Annotated in this window: 13 protein-coding genes; 12 read left to right on the top strand and 1 reads right to left on the bottom strand. The window is 47.5% G+C overall.

Annotated features, from left to right (window positions below; translation table 11 throughout):
- Positions 1-959 precede the first annotated feature (959 nt).
- Positions 960-1,355 carry a coiled-coil domain-containing protein gene (locus METTU_RS06225; RefSeq protein WP_006890462.1) on the bottom strand — a complete coding sequence of 132 codons (396 nt, stop codon included), beginning with the start codon at positions 1,353-1,355 and terminating at the stop codon, positions 960-962.
- Between the two features lie 511 nt (positions 1,356-1,866).
- On the opposite strand from METTU_RS06225, the gene dnaB reads away from it, so the two are divergent.
- The 12 genes from dnaB (at position 1,867) to METTU_RS06165 (ending at position 20,229) form a co-directional block, all read left to right on the top strand.
- Positions 1,867-3,258 carry a replicative DNA helicase gene (gene dnaB, locus METTU_RS06220; RefSeq protein ID WP_006890461.1) on the top strand — a complete coding sequence of 464 codons (1,392 nt, stop codon included), beginning with the start codon at positions 1,867-1,869 and terminating at the stop codon, positions 3,256-3,258.
- Entirely contained in the window at positions 3,255-4,343 is a 1,089-nt protein-coding gene (alr, locus tag METTU_RS06215) for an alanine racemase (RefSeq protein WP_006890460.1), read from the top strand. The genes dnaB and alr overlap by 4 nt, the downstream gene beginning before the upstream one ends.
- A gap of 177 nt (positions 4,344-4,520) precedes the next feature.
- The gene (locus METTU_RS06210) at positions 4,521-5,621 is read left to right on the top strand and encodes a radical SAM/SPASM domain-containing protein (protein ID WP_006890459.1); all 1,101 of its coding nucleotides are present in this window, start codon (positions 4,521-4,523) and stop codon (positions 5,619-5,621) included.
- A gap of 9 nt (positions 5,622-5,630) precedes the next feature.
- Complete coding sequence (locus METTU_RS06205) at positions 5,631-6,617, top strand: SDR family oxidoreductase (protein WP_006890458.1); 987 nt, start codon at positions 5,631-5,633, stop codon at positions 6,615-6,617.
- 11 nt (positions 6,618-6,628) lie between these two features.
- On the top strand, positions 6,629-7,192 hold the full coding sequence (locus METTU_RS06200) for an SIS domain-containing protein (protein ID WP_006890457.1): 564 nt from the start codon (positions 6,629-6,631) through the stop codon (positions 7,190-7,192).
- 6 nt (positions 7,193-7,198) lie between these two features.
- Positions 7,199-8,719 (top strand): PfkB family carbohydrate kinase, encoded by a 1,521-nt coding sequence (locus METTU_RS06195; RefSeq protein WP_006890456.1) that lies wholly within the window; start codon positions 7,199-7,201, stop codon positions 8,717-8,719.
- On the top strand, positions 8,716-9,792 hold the full coding sequence (locus METTU_RS06190; protein ID WP_006890455.1) for a thiamine pyrophosphate-dependent dehydrogenase E1 component subunit alpha: 1,077 nt from the start codon (positions 8,716-8,718) through the stop codon (positions 9,790-9,792). The genes METTU_RS06195 and METTU_RS06190 overlap by 4 nt, the downstream gene beginning before the upstream one ends.
- On the top strand, positions 9,785-10,855 hold the full coding sequence (locus METTU_RS06185) for an alpha-ketoacid dehydrogenase subunit beta (RefSeq protein WP_006890454.1): 1,071 nt from the start codon (positions 9,785-9,787) through the stop codon (positions 10,853-10,855). The genes METTU_RS06190 and METTU_RS06185 overlap by 8 nt, the downstream gene beginning before the upstream one ends.
- Before the next feature lie 23 nt (positions 10,856-10,878).
- Entirely contained in the window at positions 10,879-12,273 is a 1,395-nt protein-coding gene (locus tag METTU_RS06180) for a radical SAM/SPASM domain-containing protein (RefSeq protein ID WP_006890453.1), read from the top strand.
- A 12-nt stretch (positions 12,274-12,285) separates the two neighbouring features.
- On the top strand, positions 12,286-14,103 hold the full coding sequence (locus tag METTU_RS06175; protein WP_006890452.1) for a glycosyltransferase family protein: 1,818 nt from the start codon (positions 12,286-12,288) through the stop codon (positions 14,101-14,103).
- Between the two features lie 222 nt (positions 14,104-14,325).
- Positions 14,326-16,146, top strand: a complete 1,821-nt coding sequence (locus tag METTU_RS06170; protein WP_006890451.1) for a glycosyltransferase family protein — start codon at positions 14,326-14,328, stop codon at positions 16,144-16,146.
- A gap of 222 nt (positions 16,147-16,368) precedes the next feature.
- Positions 16,369-20,229, top strand: coding sequence for a glycosyltransferase family protein (locus METTU_RS06165; protein WP_006890450.1), 3,861 nt, complete (start codon positions 16,369-16,371; stop codon positions 20,227-20,229).

Genomic DNA, 20,229 nt, shown 5'->3' with positions numbered 1-20,229 from the left:
GGGCTGTAAGTGACCGCTCATAAAAATCTTTTGATGTGCAGTCAATTTTTTCGGTCATCAAAATAGGTATTTTGCCTGCCATTTTTCGTTCAAAAATATTGGAAGGTAGATAGCGAGTTTGAAAGACAGATGCTGAATGAGGTAAATAATCCTGTTCAATAATTGTTTGGATGGCGATATGGTAAAAAATAGCGGTGGTATGTCTGCTTTTATGTTTTCTACAATGAGTGCGGATAAGTTATCGGGCATTGTATTTTGGAATATGTGATAAATAAACAAGGCTGGTAGTCAATTAAGTCAATGTACAGACCATATCTCCGGGTGAGGATGGATGGACCCACTTTGATGTAACCGGTACTGACAATATCATATATTTGTTCCATGCTAAGCGAGTAACTTGGTCCTATTGCTGTGAGATACATAGGACTGTTAGGTAGTTTGCATGCATCGATACTCAATGGCGCTATGCTGTTTGTCCACAATAAAACTCTTATTCAAATCACTTTTGCGTCAAGCCTGGGTATCCCCCCCTGTCAAAAAACATGCCTTCTATATAGTTTGTCATAATCTGTTCGATGAATAAAGAAACAGGAATGTTGGGTAGTGGCTGGTTGCTTGTATGAGATGATCGGCGCTATATGTTGTCTTTCATCTGAAATGCCATTCCTCTTAGTAATGCGGGGGAAACAGTTTAGCTACTTGGCATTAAAATGTGATCTTGAGGGAAGTAAGGAAACGGCTGGCGGAGTGTTAAAAAAGTGCCGGTCAAGAAGCGCCCCAAAGAGGCGAAAAAAATATTGTTTCGCGCGGTTAATCTTGCTTTTTAATGGTATCAAAAATGGCTTTCTCCTGGTTTGGCAAGTTGGGTGTAAGGCAATCTCGAAAGCTATATTAATCGTATATAAAAATTTAGTAGCCGCCTTCAGCGTTGAATTTGCATGTAAGGTAAGTCTAATGGTTTATGGTTCCAACCAACCGGATACTTTATCATTTGCGTCGAAATCAACCTCGCCACCTTTAGAATTCGGGAAGTACCATGCCTCGCCTGTTTTCCACTTATGAATTTTACCGGGTTTTCCGAGTAGTGAAGTGACCTCAGCTTTTGATATGTTTACTTGTAACGCATGCCATGGATTACCGGTGACTTTTTTTGTTTTTACGTTAGGGGCTTTGACGGGGTTGGTTGATTGTAATTCTTGCACCCGTTTTTTAAGCGCTTCAACTTCCAACCTCAATTCTTGAATTTCAGTTGCCTGAGCCAGTGCATTACCTGAATAGCAAACCAAACTGATTGTAGACATTAAAAAAACGTGGCGAGCTAATCCGGCTACATGGTGATATAAAAAAATATTCATTTAATTCCAGATTCGAAGGTCGTTGCATTTAAAATCAGTAGGTTAGTAGTTTGTCGGTAATAAAAACGAGGAAAAATACGCATTCTACCGTCAACTGGACGCAGTTTGATTCTACTATTGCTGGGAATTTTTGAATAGAGTGAGCCACATCTGATTATGGAATAATCAGATGTGGCTCTTGTAAGGCAAGGCTATCCCACGGCGCGAAAATTAACGGATATTATATTTCCGCTGATTTATTTGTTGATAAGAGTATCGAGATTAGTGGGCGTAAGTTAGTTTATAATCTTACACGGTATTCTATAGTTATTGTGCAACAGGGTTGATGTCGCTCAATAAATGTTGAATCATATTGATTAGATTATAATAATTCGCCTGCATGCAGAGTGCAATCAATTCAGATGCTTGACACCGTTCCTCACATTACTCCCCTTGTGTTGTATCTTCTTTAATAATCTTGCTGGACTTTTTTGGAAGTATTTTATGATTAATGTCTTTATCACTGTGAACTATGTCTGAAAATTATTCGTTTGATCGTGATTATTCGCTGGATTCTTTAAAAATTCCTCCCAACTCCATTCAGGCCGAACAATCGGTTTTGGGCGGATTAATGCTGGATAATCAAACCTGGGATTCCGTGTCAGACAAGGTGGTGGAAAGCGATTTTTATCGAAGAGATCACCGACTGATTTTCAAGACGATTGAGCAACTCGCCGAAAAACAGATTCCTTTCGATGTGATTACCATATCGGAAGCGCTGGAAGCGATAGGGGAGCTGGAAAATTCCGGCGGACTATCTTATTTAGGCATGCTGGCAAAAGACACGCCCAGCGCCGCGAATATCGTCACTTACGCCAATATCGTCAGAGATCGATCGGTGCTGCGGCAATTGATTCATGTCGGCACCGAGATTTCGGATTCTGCGTTCAATACAGAAGGCCGCGAGACCGCCGATTTGCTTGAAAACGCCGAGCGTGAAGTATTTAAAATCGCCGAACAAAGGCAGCGGGGGCAGGGTGGTTTTTCAACCATCAAGTCCCTGCTGGCACGCGCCGTCGATAAGATTGAAACGCTGTTTGAACAGGAGGGCTCTATAACCGGAGCGGCCACAGGATTTACTGATTTTGATGAATTGACCTCCGGCCTGCAACCGGCCGACTTAATTATCGTGGCCGGTCGACCTTCGATGGGCAAAACCACTATTGCGATGAATATGGCGGAAAATATCGCGATTAAAGGCGATAAACCGGTCGCGGTATTCAGTATGGAAATGCCGGGAGACTCGCTGGCGATGCGGATGATGTCGTCGCTAGGTCGTATCGACCAACATAAAATCAGAACCGGCAAGCTGGAGGATGATGAGTGGCCGCGCTTGACCTCGGCCATCAATTTGCTGGCCGAAACCAAATTATTCATCGACGATACCCCGGCATTAACACCGACCGAAGTGCGTTCAAGAGCCCGGCGATTGGCGCGTGAGCACGGCCAGCTGGGCCTGATCGTATTGGATTATTTGCAACTCATGCAATCGCCTTCCAGCGGTGAAAACAGGGTACAGCAGATTTCCGATATTTCCAGGGGCTTAAAGGCGCTGGCCAAGGAGTTGAACGTCCCCGTGGTGGCATTATCCCAGCTTAACCGTAATCTTGAACAACGCCCCAATAAACGCCCGATGATGTCCGACTTACGGGAATCCGGCGCTATCGAGCAGGACGCCGATTTGATCGTGTTCGTGTATCGGGACGAAGTGTATAACGAAGACAGCCCGGACAAAGGCATCGCCGAGGTCATCATCGGCAAGCAGCGTAACGGCCCGCTGGGAACCGTCAGGCTCACCTTTCTGGGGCAATATACCCGGTTTGAGAATTTTGCGGGAACCTATACCGGCGGGGATTATGAATGACCCCGGCAGCTTATGCGGTAGTCAATCTGGATGCGGTTCAGCATAACTTATCCAAAGTACGCAGCTGTGCGCCGGATGCCAAGGTTATGGCGGTCATCAAGGCCAACGGTTACGGACATGGCATGCTGCGTATTGCCGAAGCCTTGCAACAGGCCGATGCCTTTGCCGTCGCCAGAGTTGATGAAGGCATTCGGTTGCGTAAAGCGGGATTCAAACACAGGATTGCCGTGTTAGAAGGATTTACCTGCGCCGAAGAGTTAGACGAATTGCTGCATTACCAACTGGATGCCGTGGTGCACTCCTTAACCCAGTTGGAAATTTTTGAAGCCGAAACAAAATCCGGGACTTGTGCGGTTTGGTTAAAGCTCGACTCCGGCATGAACCGGCTGGGTTTTAAGGCAAAAGAGTTTGATTCTGTCTATCAGCGTTTAACGCAGTGCGCTTTAGTAAAACAGCCGATCAGTCTGATGACGCATTTTGCCAGTGCCGACGACATCAATGACGATAAAACCTTAAGGCAAATCAATCTATTCAATGAAACGATTAGCGGGTATTCCGGTGAGCGGAGCATGGCTAACTCGGCAGGTATATTGGGTTGGGAACAATCGTTAACCGATTGGGTGCGCCCCGGTGTTATGCTGCACGGCATATCGCCATTTCCTGATTCAACAGGCCGACAGCTGGGGCTGAGGCCGGTTATGGAACTGCATTCACGGTTAATTGCGGTCAAGCAAATCGAAGTGGGCGATACAGTCGGTTACGGCGGCAGCTGGATCTGTGAGAAGCCTACAACACTGGGCGTTGTGGCGATAGGTTATGGCGACGGTTATCCCCGTTATGCCAAAGTCGGAACGCCGGTGCTGGTTAATGGCCGCCGCGTCCCGCTTATTGGCAGGGTTTCAATGGATATGATTACAGTCGATCTGGAAACTGAGGGGCATGCAAAGCCCGGTGACTTGGTGACCTTGTGGGGCGAGGGCTTGCCGGTTGAAGAAATTGCCCGATGTGCCGATACCATACCGTATACTTTGGTGTGTGGTGTTACTCAGAGAGTTCAAGTCATTGAAAAAGCATCAGAAAGGTAAGTTTTACGATGTTTCTTTGTAATGAGCAGAGTTTGAAATAAGCAATCAGGCTTCAGTCCTGCATTGACCCGGGTTAGAGACCTATGCCCCGAAAGTAGTGAGAAGTTATGAAGGTTCATTGTAAGAGTTCGATAAAATAAACTTTTTAAATTTAGAGTTACTGAAAACGACAAAAACATGGCAGATAATTACGGCGTAGACAGCCACAAACTGGTGTATCACCCGCAGCGAGTGGCGCAGTGGTTGGACAGTAAGCACGACTGGCAGCACGCCAAAGCCGTGTATCCCATCTATATGGAGGTATCGCCGGTCGGCGCCTGCAATCACCGTTGCACATTTTGCGCGGTCGATTATATCGGCTACAAGGCGCAACGGCTGGACGTAAAAATTCTGGCCGATCGTCTGGCCGAAATGGGCCGGTTGGGCGTTAAGAGCATCATGTACGCCGGTGAAGGCGAACCGATGTTGCATAAGGAGATCAACGAGATCGTCAGGCTGACCGTCGACGCCGGCATTGACGTCTCCTTCACCACTAACGGCACCTTGATGAACTCGCGTTTTGTCGAGCAGTCGCTGCCGTTGGTGTCGTGGATCAAGGTGTCCTTGAATGCCGGCAGCGCCGAGAATTATGCCGCGATTCATCAGACCAAAGCTTCGGACTTCGATTTGGTGCTGAACAATCTGCGCCGGGCCGTCGCTCATAAAAAAGCCGAGCAATTGTCATGCACTCTGGGCGCGCAAATCCTGCTGCTCCCGGAAAACCGGGAGGAAGTGACGGCGCTGGCGGCCATCTGCCGCGACATCGGCCTGGATTATCTGGTGGTCAAACCCTATTCCCAGCATCTGTCCAGCGAAACCCGCCGCTACGAAAGCCTGCGTTACGACAATCTGCTGGGTATGGCCGAAGAGCTGGAAACATTCAACAGCGACAGCTTTAACGTGATTTTTCGCGAACAGAGTATGAAAAACTATTCCACATCCGAGACTGAACGCTATAAAACCTGTCACGCCACCCCGTATTTCTGGGCCTACATTATGGCCGACGGCGAAGTTTACGGTTGCAGCGCCTATCTGACCGATAAACGCTTCGCTTACGGCAATATCCATCAACAGTCGTTCCAAGAAATCTGGGAAGGCGAGAAAAGACAGCAAAACTGGCAATACATCACCCAGGAACTGGACATAGGCCAATGCCGTAAAAATTGCCGGATGGAAGCGGTCAATCAATATCTCGACAAATTAACGGCGCAGCAACCTGCCCATATCAACTTTATCTAGGTGGGGAACATGAAAGTACTGGTTACAGGCGGTGCGGGCTTTATCGGCAGCCATTTAAGTCGCGAATTGTGGCGGCAAGGTCACGAAATAAAGGTGATCGATAATCTTTCAGGAGGCCGCAAGGAGACTATCGCCGACCTGCTCGATCAGCCCAACTTTGAGTTTCACCAACTCGACATCCGCGATGCCGAAGCGATCATGCCGTTATTCGCCGATGTCGATTGGGTGTTTCATCTGGCCGGTTTGGCCGACATCGTGCCGTCTATCGAGCGACCGCGCGCCTATTACGAAACCAATGTCAGCGGCACGTTTAACGTGCTGGAAGCGGCACGGGACGCTAACGTCAAGCGCTTCGTCTATGCCGCATCGTCGTCCTGCTATGGACTGGCCGAGCAATTTCCTACGCCTGAAACCGCCGCCATCAAACCGCAATATCCTTATGCGCTGACCAAATATCTGGGCGAGGAATTGGTGATGCATTGGGCGCAGCTGTATCAACTGCCGGTCGTGTCGCTGCGGTTGTTCAACGTCTATGGCCCTCATGCGCGCACTACCGGGGCTTATGGTGCAGTGTTCGGGGTGTTTTTGGCGCAAAAGATCAACAACAAGCCGTTTACCGTGGTGGGTGACGGCACGCAAACCCGCGACTTTACCTACGTTACCGATGTCGCCAATGCGTTTATCGCAGCGGCCAACTCGGATATTTGCGGCGAAATCATGAACGTCGGCAGCGGCGGCACTTACAGCGTTAACCATCTGGTCGGACTTCTGGGCGGCGCTATCGAATACATTCCCAAGCGGCCAGGCGAGCCGGATTGCACCTTTGCCGATACCGGCAAGATCAAGGAAAAATTGGACTGGCAACCGCAAGTCAGTTTCGAGCAGGGCGTCGCTAACATGATGGCCCATATCGATTACTGGGAAAACGCGCCGCTGTGGACTTCGGCTTCGATCGCCGATGCCACGGCCGATTGGTTTAAATATCTCGACAAATAAGGAGGCGGCAGATGGCTATAGGACAAGCGGCGTCACAATTCGCACAGTTGCTGACGAACAGCATTTTTACCGATCACCAGGGACAAACGCTGGACGGCGAAGCGGTGATTCAACAGATGCTGGCCGAGTTAGCCAGAGTGCGCGAACAGCAGGCCAAGATTATGGTACTGGGTAACGGCGGCAGCGCGGCGATTGCCAGTCATGTGATTACCGACCTGCGCAATGTCGGCGGTTTGTGCGCATTGACCTTGCACGAAGCAGCGCCGTTGACCTGTTTTACCAACGATTTCGGTTACGAGCAGGCCTTCGCCAAACAAATCGCCGCCTTTGCCAATGCCGACGATTTACTGATTGCTATCAGCAGCTCCGGGCAATCGCTGAACATTATCAATGCCGTGCAGGCCGCCAATGCCAAAGGTCTGGCGGTTATGACGCTGAGCGGTTTTAAGGCCGATAATCCGCTCCGCAAGTTGGGGCGTTGGAACTGCTGGCTGGACAGCGACCATTACGGCATGGTCGAGCTGGGGCATTTGTTCGTGTTGCACCATATTACCGATCATCTCATCAGGAACTAATGTTAAATGTCCACGGAAAAAATCGTATCTATTGATCAACTGGCGCAACGTTCCGCCGAGTTAAAAGCCCAAGGCAAAACCGTGGCCTTGTGTCACGGCACTTTCGATCTGTTGCACATCGGCCATATCCGCCATTTGCAAAGCGGATCCAGGCAGGCAGACAGCTTGCTGGTCAGCGTTACCGCCGACGAGTTCGTCAACAAAGGGCCGGGACGACCGGTGTTCAACGAACATCTGCGCGCCGAAAACATCGCCGCGTTGGCCTGTGTCGACCGAGTGGCGATTAATCATGCAGTGACTGCGGTCGAGGTGCTGGATCAGGTCAAACCCGATCTGTATGTGAAAGGCAGCGACTACAAAAGCACCAGCGACGACATCACCGGCAATATCCAGCATGAAAAAGACGCCGTTGAACGTCACGGAGGCCGGATTTTATTTACCGATGAGCTGACCTCCAGCTCGACCCGCCTGCTGAACGAATATTTCGAGGTGTTTTCGCCGGAAATTTCCGCCTATCTCGATCAATTCAAGGGAACGGTTGGGGGTGCGGACATTATCGGCAAGTTGAAAGGCTTAAGCGGACTCAAGGTGCTGGTGGTCGGCGAAGCGATCATCGACGAATATCATTACACCTCGCCGCTGGGCCAGACCGGCAAGGGCAATGTGTTCGCAGTCAAATACAACGATTATGAACGTTTTGCCGGCGGCGCAATTGCGGTGGCCAATCATGTCGCCGAATTTGCCGGTAATGTGACTTTGCTGACCGGCTTGGGTGCGACCCAAAGTCATGAGGATTTTATCCGCAGCAATCTGAACCCGGCCATCGAACCGGTATTTTTCTTCAGCCAGGATCGACCAACCATCGTCAAGCGCCGCTATGTCGATGCCGACATCGCCAAGCTGTTTGAAGTGTATTTCTATAACGATGCGCCGCTACCCGAGGAAACCAACGGCAAGATCGTCGCTTGGCTGGATCGGCATCTTGGCGACTACGACGCGGTGATCGTGCCCGATTTCGGCAACGGCTTCATCTCTAATGAAATGGTGGAGGCGCTGGCTAAAGGCGCGAAATACCTGGCGGTGAATGCCCAGGTCAATAGCGGCAATCGCGGTTACCATCTGATTACCCGTTACCCCAATGCCGATTTCTTATCGCTAAACGAGCCGGAATTACGGCTGGCGGTGCATGACAGAAACGGCGCGATTGAGGAACTTGCCGGGCAATTGGCCGACAAGCTGCAAGCCAAGCATGTCGCGATTACCCGAGGCACCAAAGGCGCATTGATGCTGGATAATGACAAAACCGCTTATAAAATTCCGGCGCTGTCCTCGCAAGTGGTGGACAGAATAGGGGCCGGCGATGCGTTTTTATCGGTAGCCGGACTGTGTCTGGCCGGCGGTTTGGAGCCGGAGCAGGCCTTGTTTGCCGGTAGCGTTGCCGCGGCGCTGGATGTGCAGATTGTCTGCAACCGCGAGCCGGTCAGGGCGGTCGCCTTGTTCAAATACATCACCACCTTGTTGAAATGACTGCCATGAACTCAGCCGGTGCCGATTTAAAGCAACTCTACTACCAAATGCTCCGTATTCGCCGAGTCGAACAGGCGATTGCCGAACGTTATCAGCAGCAGGAAATGCGCTGCCCGACTCATCTTTGTATCGGCGAAGAAGCCATCGCGGTCGGCATCAGCGCGCATTTGACGACGCAAGACAAAGTGTTCAGCAACCATCGGGGGCATGGTCATTATTTGGCCAAGGGCGGCGATTTGCGTCGATTGCTTGCCGAGTTGTACGGTTTTGCCGAGGGTTGCTGCGGCGGTCGCGGAGGCTCGATGCATTTGACCGATTTGGCCGCCGGGTTTATCGCATCCACGCCGATAGTCGGCGGTACCGTGCCATTGGCGGGCGGTTATGCCTGGGCCGAACAGATGAAAAAATCCGGCGCCGCACAGGGATGTGCCAGTGTCGCGGGAGGCACGACTCCATGGATGGAGGAGGTAGAGCGAAGCAGGAGGCCAGAGCCGAGGACGCCGGAAGCGACCAATGTGGTGGTGATTTTTTTCGGCGACGGCTGTTTTGAAGAAGGCGTGATGCACGAAACCATGAATTTTGCAGCGTTGAAAAAATTGCCGTTGCTGTTTGTTTGCGAAAACAATCAATATTCGGTGATGACGCCGTTAGCGGAACGCCAGCCCGAGCGCGACATTTATAAGATAGCGGCCGCTCACGGCTTACAGGCTGCCAGTGGCGACGGCAACAGCGTTGAACAGGTGTATGCACTGGCGCAAGCCGCCGTTGCCAATGCCCGTACCGGGCAAGGGCCGCAGTTCCTGGAATTGCACACGCACCGCTGGCCGGAACATTGCGGACCCAACGAAGACGATGAGCTGGGCTATCGCAGTCCGGGCGAACTGGCGGACTGGAAGCTGCGTTGTCCCTTGTTGCAAACGAGGCAGGCTTTGCTGGATAAGCGGTTAAGCGACGAGTCGGAGCTGACGGCAATGGAAGCGTCGCTTGCCGATGAAATTGAACAGGCTTTTCAGTGGGCGCTGCGAGGCAGTCGTCCATCTATCGACAGCATGGGGCTGCATCTGTATGCGTGATGTTACGGTAATGAGTTATGGCGAGGCGATACGCGAAGCTTTGGATGATGGCTTGACCCAATATCCTGAGATGATCCTGATCGGCGAAGGCGTACCGGACCCGAAAACCATTTTTGCCACCACCCAGGGTTTGCGCGAGAAGTACGGCGCGGAGCGGGTATTGGACATGCCGTTGGCCGAAAACGGCATGACCGGTATCTGCATCGGTGCGGCGCTGGCCGGTATGCGGCCGGTGCTGGTGCATCAGCGCATCGATTTTGCCTTGCTGTCGGTCGATCAATTGGTTAACAACGCCGCCAAGTGGCGTTACATGTTCGACGGACAGCAGCAGGTGCCGCTAGTGATCAGAGTCATCGTCGGTCGCGGTTGGGGGCAGGGACCGCAGCATTCGCAGAGTTTGCAAGCCATGTTTGCGCAAGTGCCGGGCTTAAAAGTGGTGATGCCGACTACAGCGGGCGATGCTTATCACTTCATGCTGGACGCTATCGCCGATAATAATCCGGTACTGTATATTGAGCATCGCTGGTTACACCATATCCAAGGCGAGGTCGATAAAAATAGCCCGCGCACTGCGTTGACCGGCGCGGCGCTGTTGCGGCAAGGCGGCGATATTACCCTGGCGGCGTTTTCGCACATGAGTATAGAAGCGCTGAAAGCGGCGACCGTGTTGGCAAAACACGGCGTCGATGCCGAGGTGGTAGACATGCGCTGTCTGACGCCGCTGGATGTCGATAGCGTTGCCCGGTCAATCAGCAAGACCGGTTTGTTGCTGGTGGCGGATTGTGCGCCGGAAACAGCGTCGATGGCGCATAAGCTGCTCTCCGAACTGTTTCAGTCGCATGGACAACATTTGCGACAACCGCCGCGGTTGATCGCCTATCCCAATCACCCGGTGCCGACCTCACACTTTATGGCCAATCATTATTATCCCGGTGCGGAAGAAATCGCGGCTGCGGTGCTGGAGATGTTGGATAAACAGCCGCTAAAACAGATAGTAACAATGGAATTGCAATCCGATTTGGCAAAAGACTTGCCTGACCGCAGTTTCGCCGGTCCTTTTTAACTAACAGAGAAAAATATTAGATCATGGCTAAAGACGACCCAACCAACCGTTTCGGCAACTCCGTTGTAACCTCAATACCCGATAACGTTCCAATGTTCAGCCAGCCTGGGCACAAGTTACGCACCTCCAACCGGATTGTTGACCGCAGTGCCTTGCCGAACAGCCAATACCAGGTGATCGACACCAGTCAGCTGACTAAGCTGCCGGGTCAGAAGCTGGAAACCGTTGTGCATGATGACCAGCAGGGCATTGTTAGACTGGAAGAAAATAGTGAGTATGATAAATCGGTGCCGAATCAATTTACCGGGCCCAGCTTCCGAACCCAGAAGGAACGTTTCCGTTTCGACGGTCATAAAATGCTTCATCACCTGGATCGAATTCAGGCCTGGCAAAACGGTCAGCGTTTCGCGCCTGTGCATATCGACATGGGGTTGACCAAATTCTGCAATACGGCCTGTCTGTACTGCTATGCAGTCGTGCAGAACATGACCAAAGGCACCATGATCGGCCGCGAAGCGCTACTGCAATTCATTGAGGATTGCGGCAAGCTCGGGGTTAAGTCGCTGGGCTTTATCGGTGATGGCGAACCCACGCTCAATCCCGCTCTTTACGATGCCACGGTGCTGGCCGCCGAGTTCGGTATCGATACCTCGATGGCCACCAACGGCCTGTTGTTGGATATGGACAGGGCGCACGATTTGCTGAAAAACATGAGCTATATTCGTTTCAATCTGTCCGCAGGTACACCGGAAGGCTTTCGCCGCGTGCATCAGTCCAGCGAAAACAACTTCCGCTTGTTGATCGATAACATCCGGGAGCTGGTGAAAATTAAAAAGGCAAATAACTACAAATGCACGCTGGGCTTGCAAATGGTGCTGATCCCCGAATGTTTCGATGAGGTATTGGCGGAAGCCGAATTGGGCGCCGAATTGGGTGTGGATTATTTCGTGATCAAGCAGTGCTCGGATTCCGAATACAAGGAAATAGGCATCGATTATGACGCTTATTTGAAAATCGGCGATGTTTTGAAACAGGCCGAAAAATTCAGCAACGACAATTATGTTGTGCAGGTGAAATGGAACAAAATCAACGCTGCCGGTGAAACCAATCTGTATAAAGACGGTTACCGAAAATACGATCAATGTTTCGGTACGCCGTTTTTATTGCAAATTTCCGGCAATGGCAAAATCTATCCCTGTGGGCCTTTCTTTAATAAAGAACGCTTTTATATCGGCGATTTACATCAGGATTCCTTATACGATTTGATTACCCATGGCGAGCGTTACTGGCAGGTGCATAAGGATGTCTCCGAATCGGTGGATGTGCATAAGGATTGCGCGATTGGCTGTCGGCAGGATTATGTCAACAAATTCCTGTGGGATTTAAAAAACCCGCCTGAGCACATTAATTTCATTTAATGGTTTTAAGCGATGACTCAGGGAAGCGAAGAAAATCGGCAAGTCAACTTAGTTAAGGACATCTTTTTCCTTAATATAGAAGACGCTTATTCGGAAGCGGCAAAACAAAATAAAATCGTCGATGAACAAGGCGGCGAGCGCTTACAGTATTGCTATTATGACGGATTGTTAACCGATATAGTGCTGGATAATTTTATTCAGGTGCCGGCTGACGATTTTATTAAGTTTTTTTCGCATAACCGGTTGCCGGTACCGCAAATCATTGCCATTTCCCAGGATGGTGTAGTGCATTTTAATGAGATGCCTGCCGATGTTATCGAGGAAGTTAAACAATATCGAACTAAATACTTAGCCGGATATATTCATTTCGATACTTATTTTGTCGATCCTTTATTGGCACTTAATGTCGCAAAGCAAAGAAACCGGGTTTATTGCAAGCATCCGACCATAGACGGCCTGCAACTGTGTTATTACCGGGGCGAGTTGCCGGAGCATAGTATCAAAAACTTGGTTCACGTCGAATTACATGATCTGGTCGAGTTTTTTATCCTATCCAAACTTCGGTTGCCTGAAATGCTTGAAATACCCGATGAATTGGAAGACGAGTTAAAACGCGCTGTGCGGGAGGATGTGGCGAATGCCCTGAATGACATCATTAAAAAGCGGGCGGCACTTATTGAGCAATTAACTCAAAAGGCAAAAGCGCAAAAACCGGTTATTGTTGACGGCGAACCGATACGGATAGTTATTCATACCAGCCGTTTCACAACAGTTATGCAGTACTGTTCCCGAGGTGTGGCGAAAGCATTTGAAAAAAGAGGCTGCCAAGTTCTCTTTTATATCGAAGCGAATGACATGGAAATCAATAATCATATTGATTGTCTTAGTCAGTTTATCGACTTCAATCCGCATGCTGTATTTTGTGTTAATGCCTTGTTTAACAATTTTTTTCATGACGATGTTATCAATATTATTTGGTGGCAGGATTCGATGCCGCAAATAAAAAACCAAGTTTTGTTAAACTGGCGGCAGAATGATTTTAATTTTTCTATCTCGCCGATTTATGATCAGTATCTTAAGCAGTGCGGGGCAGGCACGGTGGAACGCCAACTTTTTGTCATTGATGAAGAAGTCTTTTATTCGGATGATAATCGGCAACGGCAACAGAAAATTATTTTTGTCGGTACTTCCTATTTGATGCGGATTGATTTTTCTGATGATTGGGTACAGCAAGTCATTGCAGAATTGGTTGGAATATTAAATCGGGGCGGACGTTTTGATGAGCAGACGGTAACAAGTGTCGCCGAACGTTCATCTTTGACTTATGAGTTTGTGTTTTGGGAGTTGTTGCATTACGTGGTCAGGGATTATTCGATAAAGTGGCTGTGTCGGAATTCCGCCTTGCCGGTGGAGATTTACGGACGTTATTGGGATCAGGATCCGCTAGTTGCACCCTTTTTTAGGGGGGAGCTAGTGCATGGCGTTGAAGTAGCTGAGGCCTATCGTTCTGCGACTTATGCGGTTGTTTCCCACCCGTGTGAAATCAATTCCCAGCGTCTTGCCGAGGTTGCCGCCTGCGGCTGTATTCCGGTGGTTTACGATTGCCGGGATGTCGCGGAAAAGCCGCATTGGGACGATTATTGCCTGTTTTTCAAAACCGAGGATGATTTAAAAAATATTATCGATAACCGCTTGCGGCCCGCTAAATCGCCAATAGTGCTGGCGAAAAATTTTACTTACGATGCCGCTGTCGACCATTTTATTGAGAAATCGGCGCTAAAGGCCTTACTCGGTAAACCAGCGTTCGGCGACTGTCAAGTCTCGGCATGACCCAACAAATCAAAATACCTATTTTTATAGGCGATTACACAATATTTCTTATACGACGAACAGCGGGTGTTAATCTTGAAAAAAGTAGTTATTGAGCATTCCAAAATTCCGTTCGACTTGAGCGTGATCGAAGGACTCCGCACGAACGGTTTTCTGAGGGATGTTAAAAATCCGCCGGAACATATTAATTTTATTTGATGCGGTTGTAACGCGAGACAAGCGATGGTTCAAGCGGACAGAGAAGATCGGCAAGATAATTCAGTTAAGGATATTTTTTTCCTTAATATAGAAGACGCTTATTTGGCAGCGGCAAAACAAAATAAAATCGTCGATAAACAAGGCGGCGAGCGCTTACCGTATTGTTATTACGATGGGCCGTTAACCGATATAGTGCTGGATAATTTTGTCCAGGTGCCGGCTGATGATTTTGTGATGTTTTTTTCGCATAACCGGTTGCCGATACCGCAAGTCATTGCCATTTCCCAGGATGGCATAGTGCATTTCAATGAGATGCCTGCCGATGTTATTGAAGAAATTAAACAATATCGCAGTAAATACAGGATAGACGAATCTATTCATGTCGATACCTATTTTATCGACCCTTTATTGGCGCTCAATGCCGCAAAGCAAAGAAACCGGGTTTATTGCAAGCATCCGACCATAGACGGCCTGCAAGTGTGTTATTACCGGGGCGAGTTGCCGGAGCATGGCATTGAAAATCTGGTTCACGTCGAATTACATGATCTGGTCGAGTTTTTTACCCTATCCAAACTGCGGCTGCCTGAAATGGTTGAAATGCCCGATGATTTGGAAGACGAGTTAAAACGCGCTGTACGAGAGGATATGGCGAATGCTCTGGATGCGATCACTAAAAAGCGGGTCGCGCTTATTGAGCAATTAACTCAAAAGGCAAAAGCGCAAAAACCGGTCGTTGTTGACGGCGAACCGATACGGATAGCCATTCCTAGTCGTCGCTTAACAACTGTCATGCAATATTGTTCCCAGGGTGTGGCGAAAGCATTTGAAAAAAGAGGCTGCCAAGTTCTCTTTTATATCGAAGCGAATGATATGGAAGTCCATAATTACATCGACTTTCTGAATAGATTTATCGATTTCAATCCGCATGTCGTCGTCTATATCAACAGCTTGCGTAACACTTTTTATCATGACGATGTCATCAATATTATTTGGTGGCAGGATCCGATCTCGGAAATAAAAAACCAACAGTTGTTAAACTGGCGGCAGAATGATTTTAATTTTTCTGTTTCGCCGATTTTTGATCGGTATCTTAAGCAGTGCGGCGCCGAAAACGTGGAACGCCAGCACTTTGTTATCGATGAAGACATTTTTTATTCGGATGATAATCGGCAACGGCAGCAGAAAATTGTTTTTGTCGGCACTTCTTATTTGACGCAAGTTGACTTCGATAACAATCAGCAACAGCAAGCCATTGCACAGTTGGTTGAAATATTAAATCGGGGCGGGTGTTTTGATCAACAGACGGTAACGCGTATTGCTGAGCGCTCATCTTTGACTTATGAGTTTGTGTTTTGGAAGTTGCTATTTTATGTGATCAGGGATTATCCGGTAAGGTGGCTTTGTCAGCATTCAACATTGCCGGTAGAAATTTACGGTCGTTATTGGGGGCAGGATTCATTGGTTGCGCTTTTTTTTCGGGGTGAGCTACAACATGGTGATAAAGTTGCCGATGTGTATCGTTCGGCGACTTATGCGATTGTTTCCCATGCGTTTGAAATTAACTCCCAGCGTCTTGCCGAGGTTGCCGCCTGCGGCTGTATTCCGGTGGTTTACGATTGCCGGGATGTCGCGGAAAAGCCGCATTGGGACGATTATTGCCTGTTTTTCAAAACCGAAGACGATTTAAAAAATATTATCGATAACCGTTCGCGGCCCGCTAAATCGCCAATAGCGCTGGCGAAAAATTTTACTTACGACGCGGCTGTCGACCATTTTATTGAGAAATCGGCGCTAAAGTCCTTACTCGGTAAATCAGCGTTCGGCGACTGTCAAGTTTCGGCATGACCAAACTAATCAAAATACCTATTTTTATAGGCGATTACACAATATTTCTTATACGACGAACAGCGGGTGTTAATCTTGAAAAAAGTAGTTATTGAGCATTCCAAAATTCCGTTCGACTTGAGCGTGATCGAAGGACTCCGCACGAACGGTTTTCTGAGGGATGTTAAAAATCCGCAGGAACATATTAATTTTATTTGATGCGGTTGTAACGCGAGACAAGCGATGGTTCAAGCAGGCAGAGAAGATCGGCAAGATAATTCAGTTAAGGACATTTTTTTCCTTAATATAGAAGACGCTTATTCGGCAGCGGCAAAACAAAATAAAATCGTCGATGAACAAGGCGGCGAGCGCTTAGCGTATTGTTATTACGATGGGCCGTTAAGCGATATAGTGCTGGATAATTTTGTTCAGGTACCGGCTGACGATTTTGTGATGTTTTTTTCGCATAACCGGTTGCCGATACCGCAAGTCATTGCCATTTCCCAGGATGGCATAGTGCATTTCAATGAGATGCCTGCCGATGTTATTGAAGAAATTAAACAATATCGCAGTAAATACAGGATAGACGAATCTATTCATGTCGATACCTATTTTATCGACCCTTTATTGGCGCTCAATGCCGCAAAGCAAAAAAACCGGGTTTATTGCAAGCATCCAACCATAGACGGCCTGCAAGTGTGTTATTACCGGGGCGAGTTGCCGGAGCATGGCATTGAAAACCTGGTTCACGTCGAGTTACATGATTTTGTCGACTTTTTTACCCTATCCAAACTGCGGCTGCCTGAAAAGGTTGAAATGCCCTATGATTTGGAAGAAGAGTTGAAACTCGCTTTGCAGGAGGATGTGACCAATGCTATGGATGCCATCAATAAAAAACGGCGGGAGATTACCGAGCTATTAACGCTAAAAGTAAAAGCGCAAAAACCGGTCGTTGTTGATGGCGAACCGATACGGATAGCCATTCCTAGTCGTCGCTTAACAACTGTCATGCAGTATTGTTCCCAGGGCTTGGCGAAAGCATTTGAAAAAAGAGGCTATCAAGTTTTCTTGTATATCGAAGCGAATGATATGGAAGTCCATAATTACATCGACTTCCTGAATAGATTTATCGATTTCAATCCGCATGTCGTCGTCTACATTAATAGCTTGCGTAACACGTTTTATCATGACGATGTCATCAATATTGTTTGGTGGCAGGATCCGATGCCGGAAATAAAAAATCAACAGTTGTTAAGCTGGCGGGAGAATGATTTTAATTTTTCCATTTCGCCGATTTTCGATCAGTATCTTAAGCAGTGCGGCGCCGAAAACGTGGAACGCCAACATTTTGTCATCGACGAAGACATCTTTTATTCGGATGATAATCGGCAACGGCAGCAGAAAATTATTTTTGTCGGCACTTCCTACTTGTCGAATGTTGATGTTGCTGACGATCAGCAACGGCAAGCCATTGCACAGTTGGTTGAAATATTAAATCGGGGCGGATGTTTTGATGAGCAGACGGTAACGCGTATTGCTGAGCGCTCATCTTTGACTTATGAATTTGTATTTTGGAAGCTGTTGCATTATGTGATCAGGGATTATTCGATACAGTGGCTTTGTCAACATTCAACATTGCCGGTGGAGATTTACGGGCGTTATTGGGATCAGGAACCGCTGGTTGCGCCTTTTTTTCGGGGTGAGCTAGTGCATGGCGTCGAGGTTGCCGACGTGTATCGTTCTGCGACCTATGCGATTGTTTCCCATCCGTTTGAAATTAACTCACAGCGTCTTGCCGAGGTTGCTGCATGCGGCTGTATTCCGGTGGTTTACGATTGCCGGGATGTCGCGGAAAAGCCGCATTGGGACGATTATTGCCTGTTCTTCAAAACCGAAGACGATTTAAAAAATATTATCGATAACCGCTTGCGGCCAGCTAAATCGCCAATAGCGCTGGCGCAGCATTTTACCTACGATGCTGCAATCGATCATTTTATTGAGAAATCGGCGATAAAGACGTTAATCAGTTCCCCTGCCGTCGACGCGGTTGCAACCCAAACTGAGTCGGTTTTATTTGAGTTGTTTGGCGATAACGTGATTTTGCATAGTCGAACGCCAAACACAATACAGACATGCCGGGATAGATTACTAAAAAACATGGCGATTTTAAAAAATAATCGTCATGAATTATATAACCGACTAATTGAGGGAATACAAGGTAAAAAGATCGACATTGCGATCGACAAATTAATCGAATCGGAATATTGGGAAGTATCCTTAGTTATAAACGGCAACAATTATTACCAATTGGATAATGTTGCGTTACTGGGTAATTGCTGGCTTATTCGTGATAATTCAACTTACTATCAGCGGGAAAATACCAGTTGTTATGTATTGCTAAGCCTGGGTTCCGGTTATGAATTATTAGCGGCTTTTAACAATACCGAGCGGCCAATCCCGGAGATGGCGGAATTCGAGGTGCCTGTTTATATAATAGAGCAGGAATTCGGACTATTTGTGTTGAATATGCTGCTTCATGATTGGGAACAGATAATCACGTCAAAACGCATTCAGTTTTTTTATGATAACGCTATAGATCGATTTTATCTGGAGCTACAAAAAAACCAAGCGGCATTGCCCACCGTTTTGCTGGATATGAAAGCGCAGGGTGATTTAAAGGCCGGGCAAGTGCTTGAGTTTGTTAATCGGGCCGAGCTGCAGCGCAATCAACGTCATGCCGCCAATTTACAGGAAATCAATAAATATTATGGCCGAATAACCGACTCCGAATGGCGGGATAAATTCAAGGCCGAAAATATTGCTTCGCTACGGGTAATGGGGTTTATATCCCGGTTTTCGAGTTTTCTGAAATATTGTATGCGTGATTTGATGGACGGCTTTGATAGAAGCGGCGCTATGACTACCGTCTGCATTGAAGAAGAAAATTATTACCTGAGTAGTATTGAGCATTTTATCGATGAGATAAATCGTTTTAAACCGGATATTATCTTAACGATTGACCATTTTCGTCATGAATTTGATGGCGTGCCTGAATCTGTTCCTTTTGTAAATTGGATTCAGGATATGTTGCCTAATATAACCGGCAATAAACAAGCTTTAAAGGCTAAAGACTTTACTTTTGTTTTTGCCAAAGCATGGTTGGGTTTGAATGAGTTTCCGACATATAAAAACAGCCCCATCGAGTTTTTGCCGCTTGGCTATAATGACAAAATTTATTTCCCTCTTGAAGAGAAAAATTACGATTGCGATGTGTTGGTGATAACGCATTTGCAAGAACCCGAGAGAACGTTCGATCCAATTAGAAACCCGAAACAGTTTCAATTGCTATTAAATGAAAGCGAGACGAAGCTTATTAATACGGGAGCAATATCTGAAGTCGATCTGGTTGGACTCTATCATATTTTGGATGAGCACTTATCTTCTCTGAATATGAACGAATTTAATAAGTTTTGCACAATGCGCGGTGGAAATTCCGTATATGACGTTAGTGACATCACTGTAGATGACTTTAATGCTGTTTTTTATAAAAAGAACATTGTATTAGAGCCACAGGTTATGGAGGTTTTGTTTCCTTTGACTGGAAGTCGACTGCATTGCGAATGCCTTAGCAAAATGAAAACCTGGCCGGTTTCCTTGCTAATTGAGTCGCAATTGGATATCAATATTCATTTGTATGGAAAAAACTGGGATCGTTACCCTGCGTTTAAAAAATTCGCCAGAGGCGTAGCTGATAATGGGGAATATATTAACAGAATAATGAATAATGCCAGGATATGTTTGAATGTTAGCCCAGGGGTTACTTTGCATATGAGAGCCTTAGAGATCATGGCATCGGGTTCGTTTATATTGTCGCGTAAAAATGAGTATGATTGTTCGCCGCTTTCCAGTTATTTTTCTGACGAACAGGCCGTACTTTACGATGACGAAGATGATTTTCTATATAAAACTAAATTTTATCTTGAGAATGAAAATGAGCGTAATAAGGTTGCTCAAAAAGCACTAAGCCAGTTACAGAAAATATTCTCATATAAAGCCATTTCTACAACCATACTCTCCTCGATCAGGGGGAGGTTATTGGGATAG

It is taken from the genome of Methylobacter tundripaludum SV96, assembly GCF_000190755.2.
Lineage (GTDB): Bacteria > Pseudomonadota > Gammaproteobacteria > Methylococcales > Methylomonadaceae > Methylobacter_A > Methylobacter_A tundripaludum.
The sequence above is the reverse complement of the archived record's forward strand: the minus strand, read 5'-3'. Positions and strand labels throughout refer to the sequence as shown.

What these genes read in the sequence shown, in the direction of transcription:
- alr (WP_006890460.1), top strand. Translation starts at nt 3,255, where the DNA reads ATGACCCCGGCAGCTTATGCGGTAGTCAATCTGGATGCGGTTCAGCAT.
- METTU_RS06195 (WP_006890456.1), top strand. Translation starts at nt 7,199, where the DNA reads ATGTCCACGGAAAAAATCGTATCTATTGATCAACTGGCGCAACGTTCC.
- METTU_RS06225 (WP_006890462.1), bottom strand. Translation starts at nt 1,355, where the DNA reads ATGAATATTTTTTTATATCACCATGTAGCCGGATTAGCTCGCCACGTT.
- METTU_RS06170 (WP_006890451.1), top strand. Translation starts at nt 14,326, where the DNA reads ATGGTTCAAGCGGACAGAGAAGATCGGCAAGATAATTCAGTTAAGGAT.
- METTU_RS06180 (WP_006890453.1), top strand. Translation starts at nt 10,879, where the DNA reads ATGGCTAAAGACGACCCAACCAACCGTTTCGGCAACTCCGTTGTAACC.
- METTU_RS06190 (WP_006890455.1), top strand. Translation starts at nt 8,716, where the DNA reads ATGACTGCCATGAACTCAGCCGGTGCCGATTTAAAGCAACTCTACTAC.
- METTU_RS06185 (WP_006890454.1), top strand. Translation starts at nt 9,785, where the DNA reads ATGCGTGATGTTACGGTAATGAGTTATGGCGAGGCGATACGCGAAGCT.
- METTU_RS06200 (WP_006890457.1), top strand. Translation starts at nt 6,629, where the DNA reads ATGGCTATAGGACAAGCGGCGTCACAATTCGCACAGTTGCTGACGAAC.
- METTU_RS06205 (WP_006890458.1), top strand. Translation starts at nt 5,631, where the DNA reads ATGAAAGTACTGGTTACAGGCGGTGCGGGCTTTATCGGCAGCCATTTA.
- dnaB (WP_006890461.1), top strand. Translation starts at nt 1,867, where the DNA reads ATGTCTGAAAATTATTCGTTTGATCGTGATTATTCGCTGGATTCTTTA.
- METTU_RS06165 (WP_006890450.1), top strand. Translation starts at nt 16,369, where the DNA reads ATGGTTCAAGCAGGCAGAGAAGATCGGCAAGATAATTCAGTTAAGGAC.
- METTU_RS06175 (WP_006890452.1), top strand. Translation starts at nt 12,286, where the DNA reads ATGACTCAGGGAAGCGAAGAAAATCGGCAAGTCAACTTAGTTAAGGAC.
- METTU_RS06210 (WP_006890459.1), top strand. Translation starts at nt 4,521, where the DNA reads ATGGCAGATAATTACGGCGTAGACAGCCACAAACTGGTGTATCACCCG.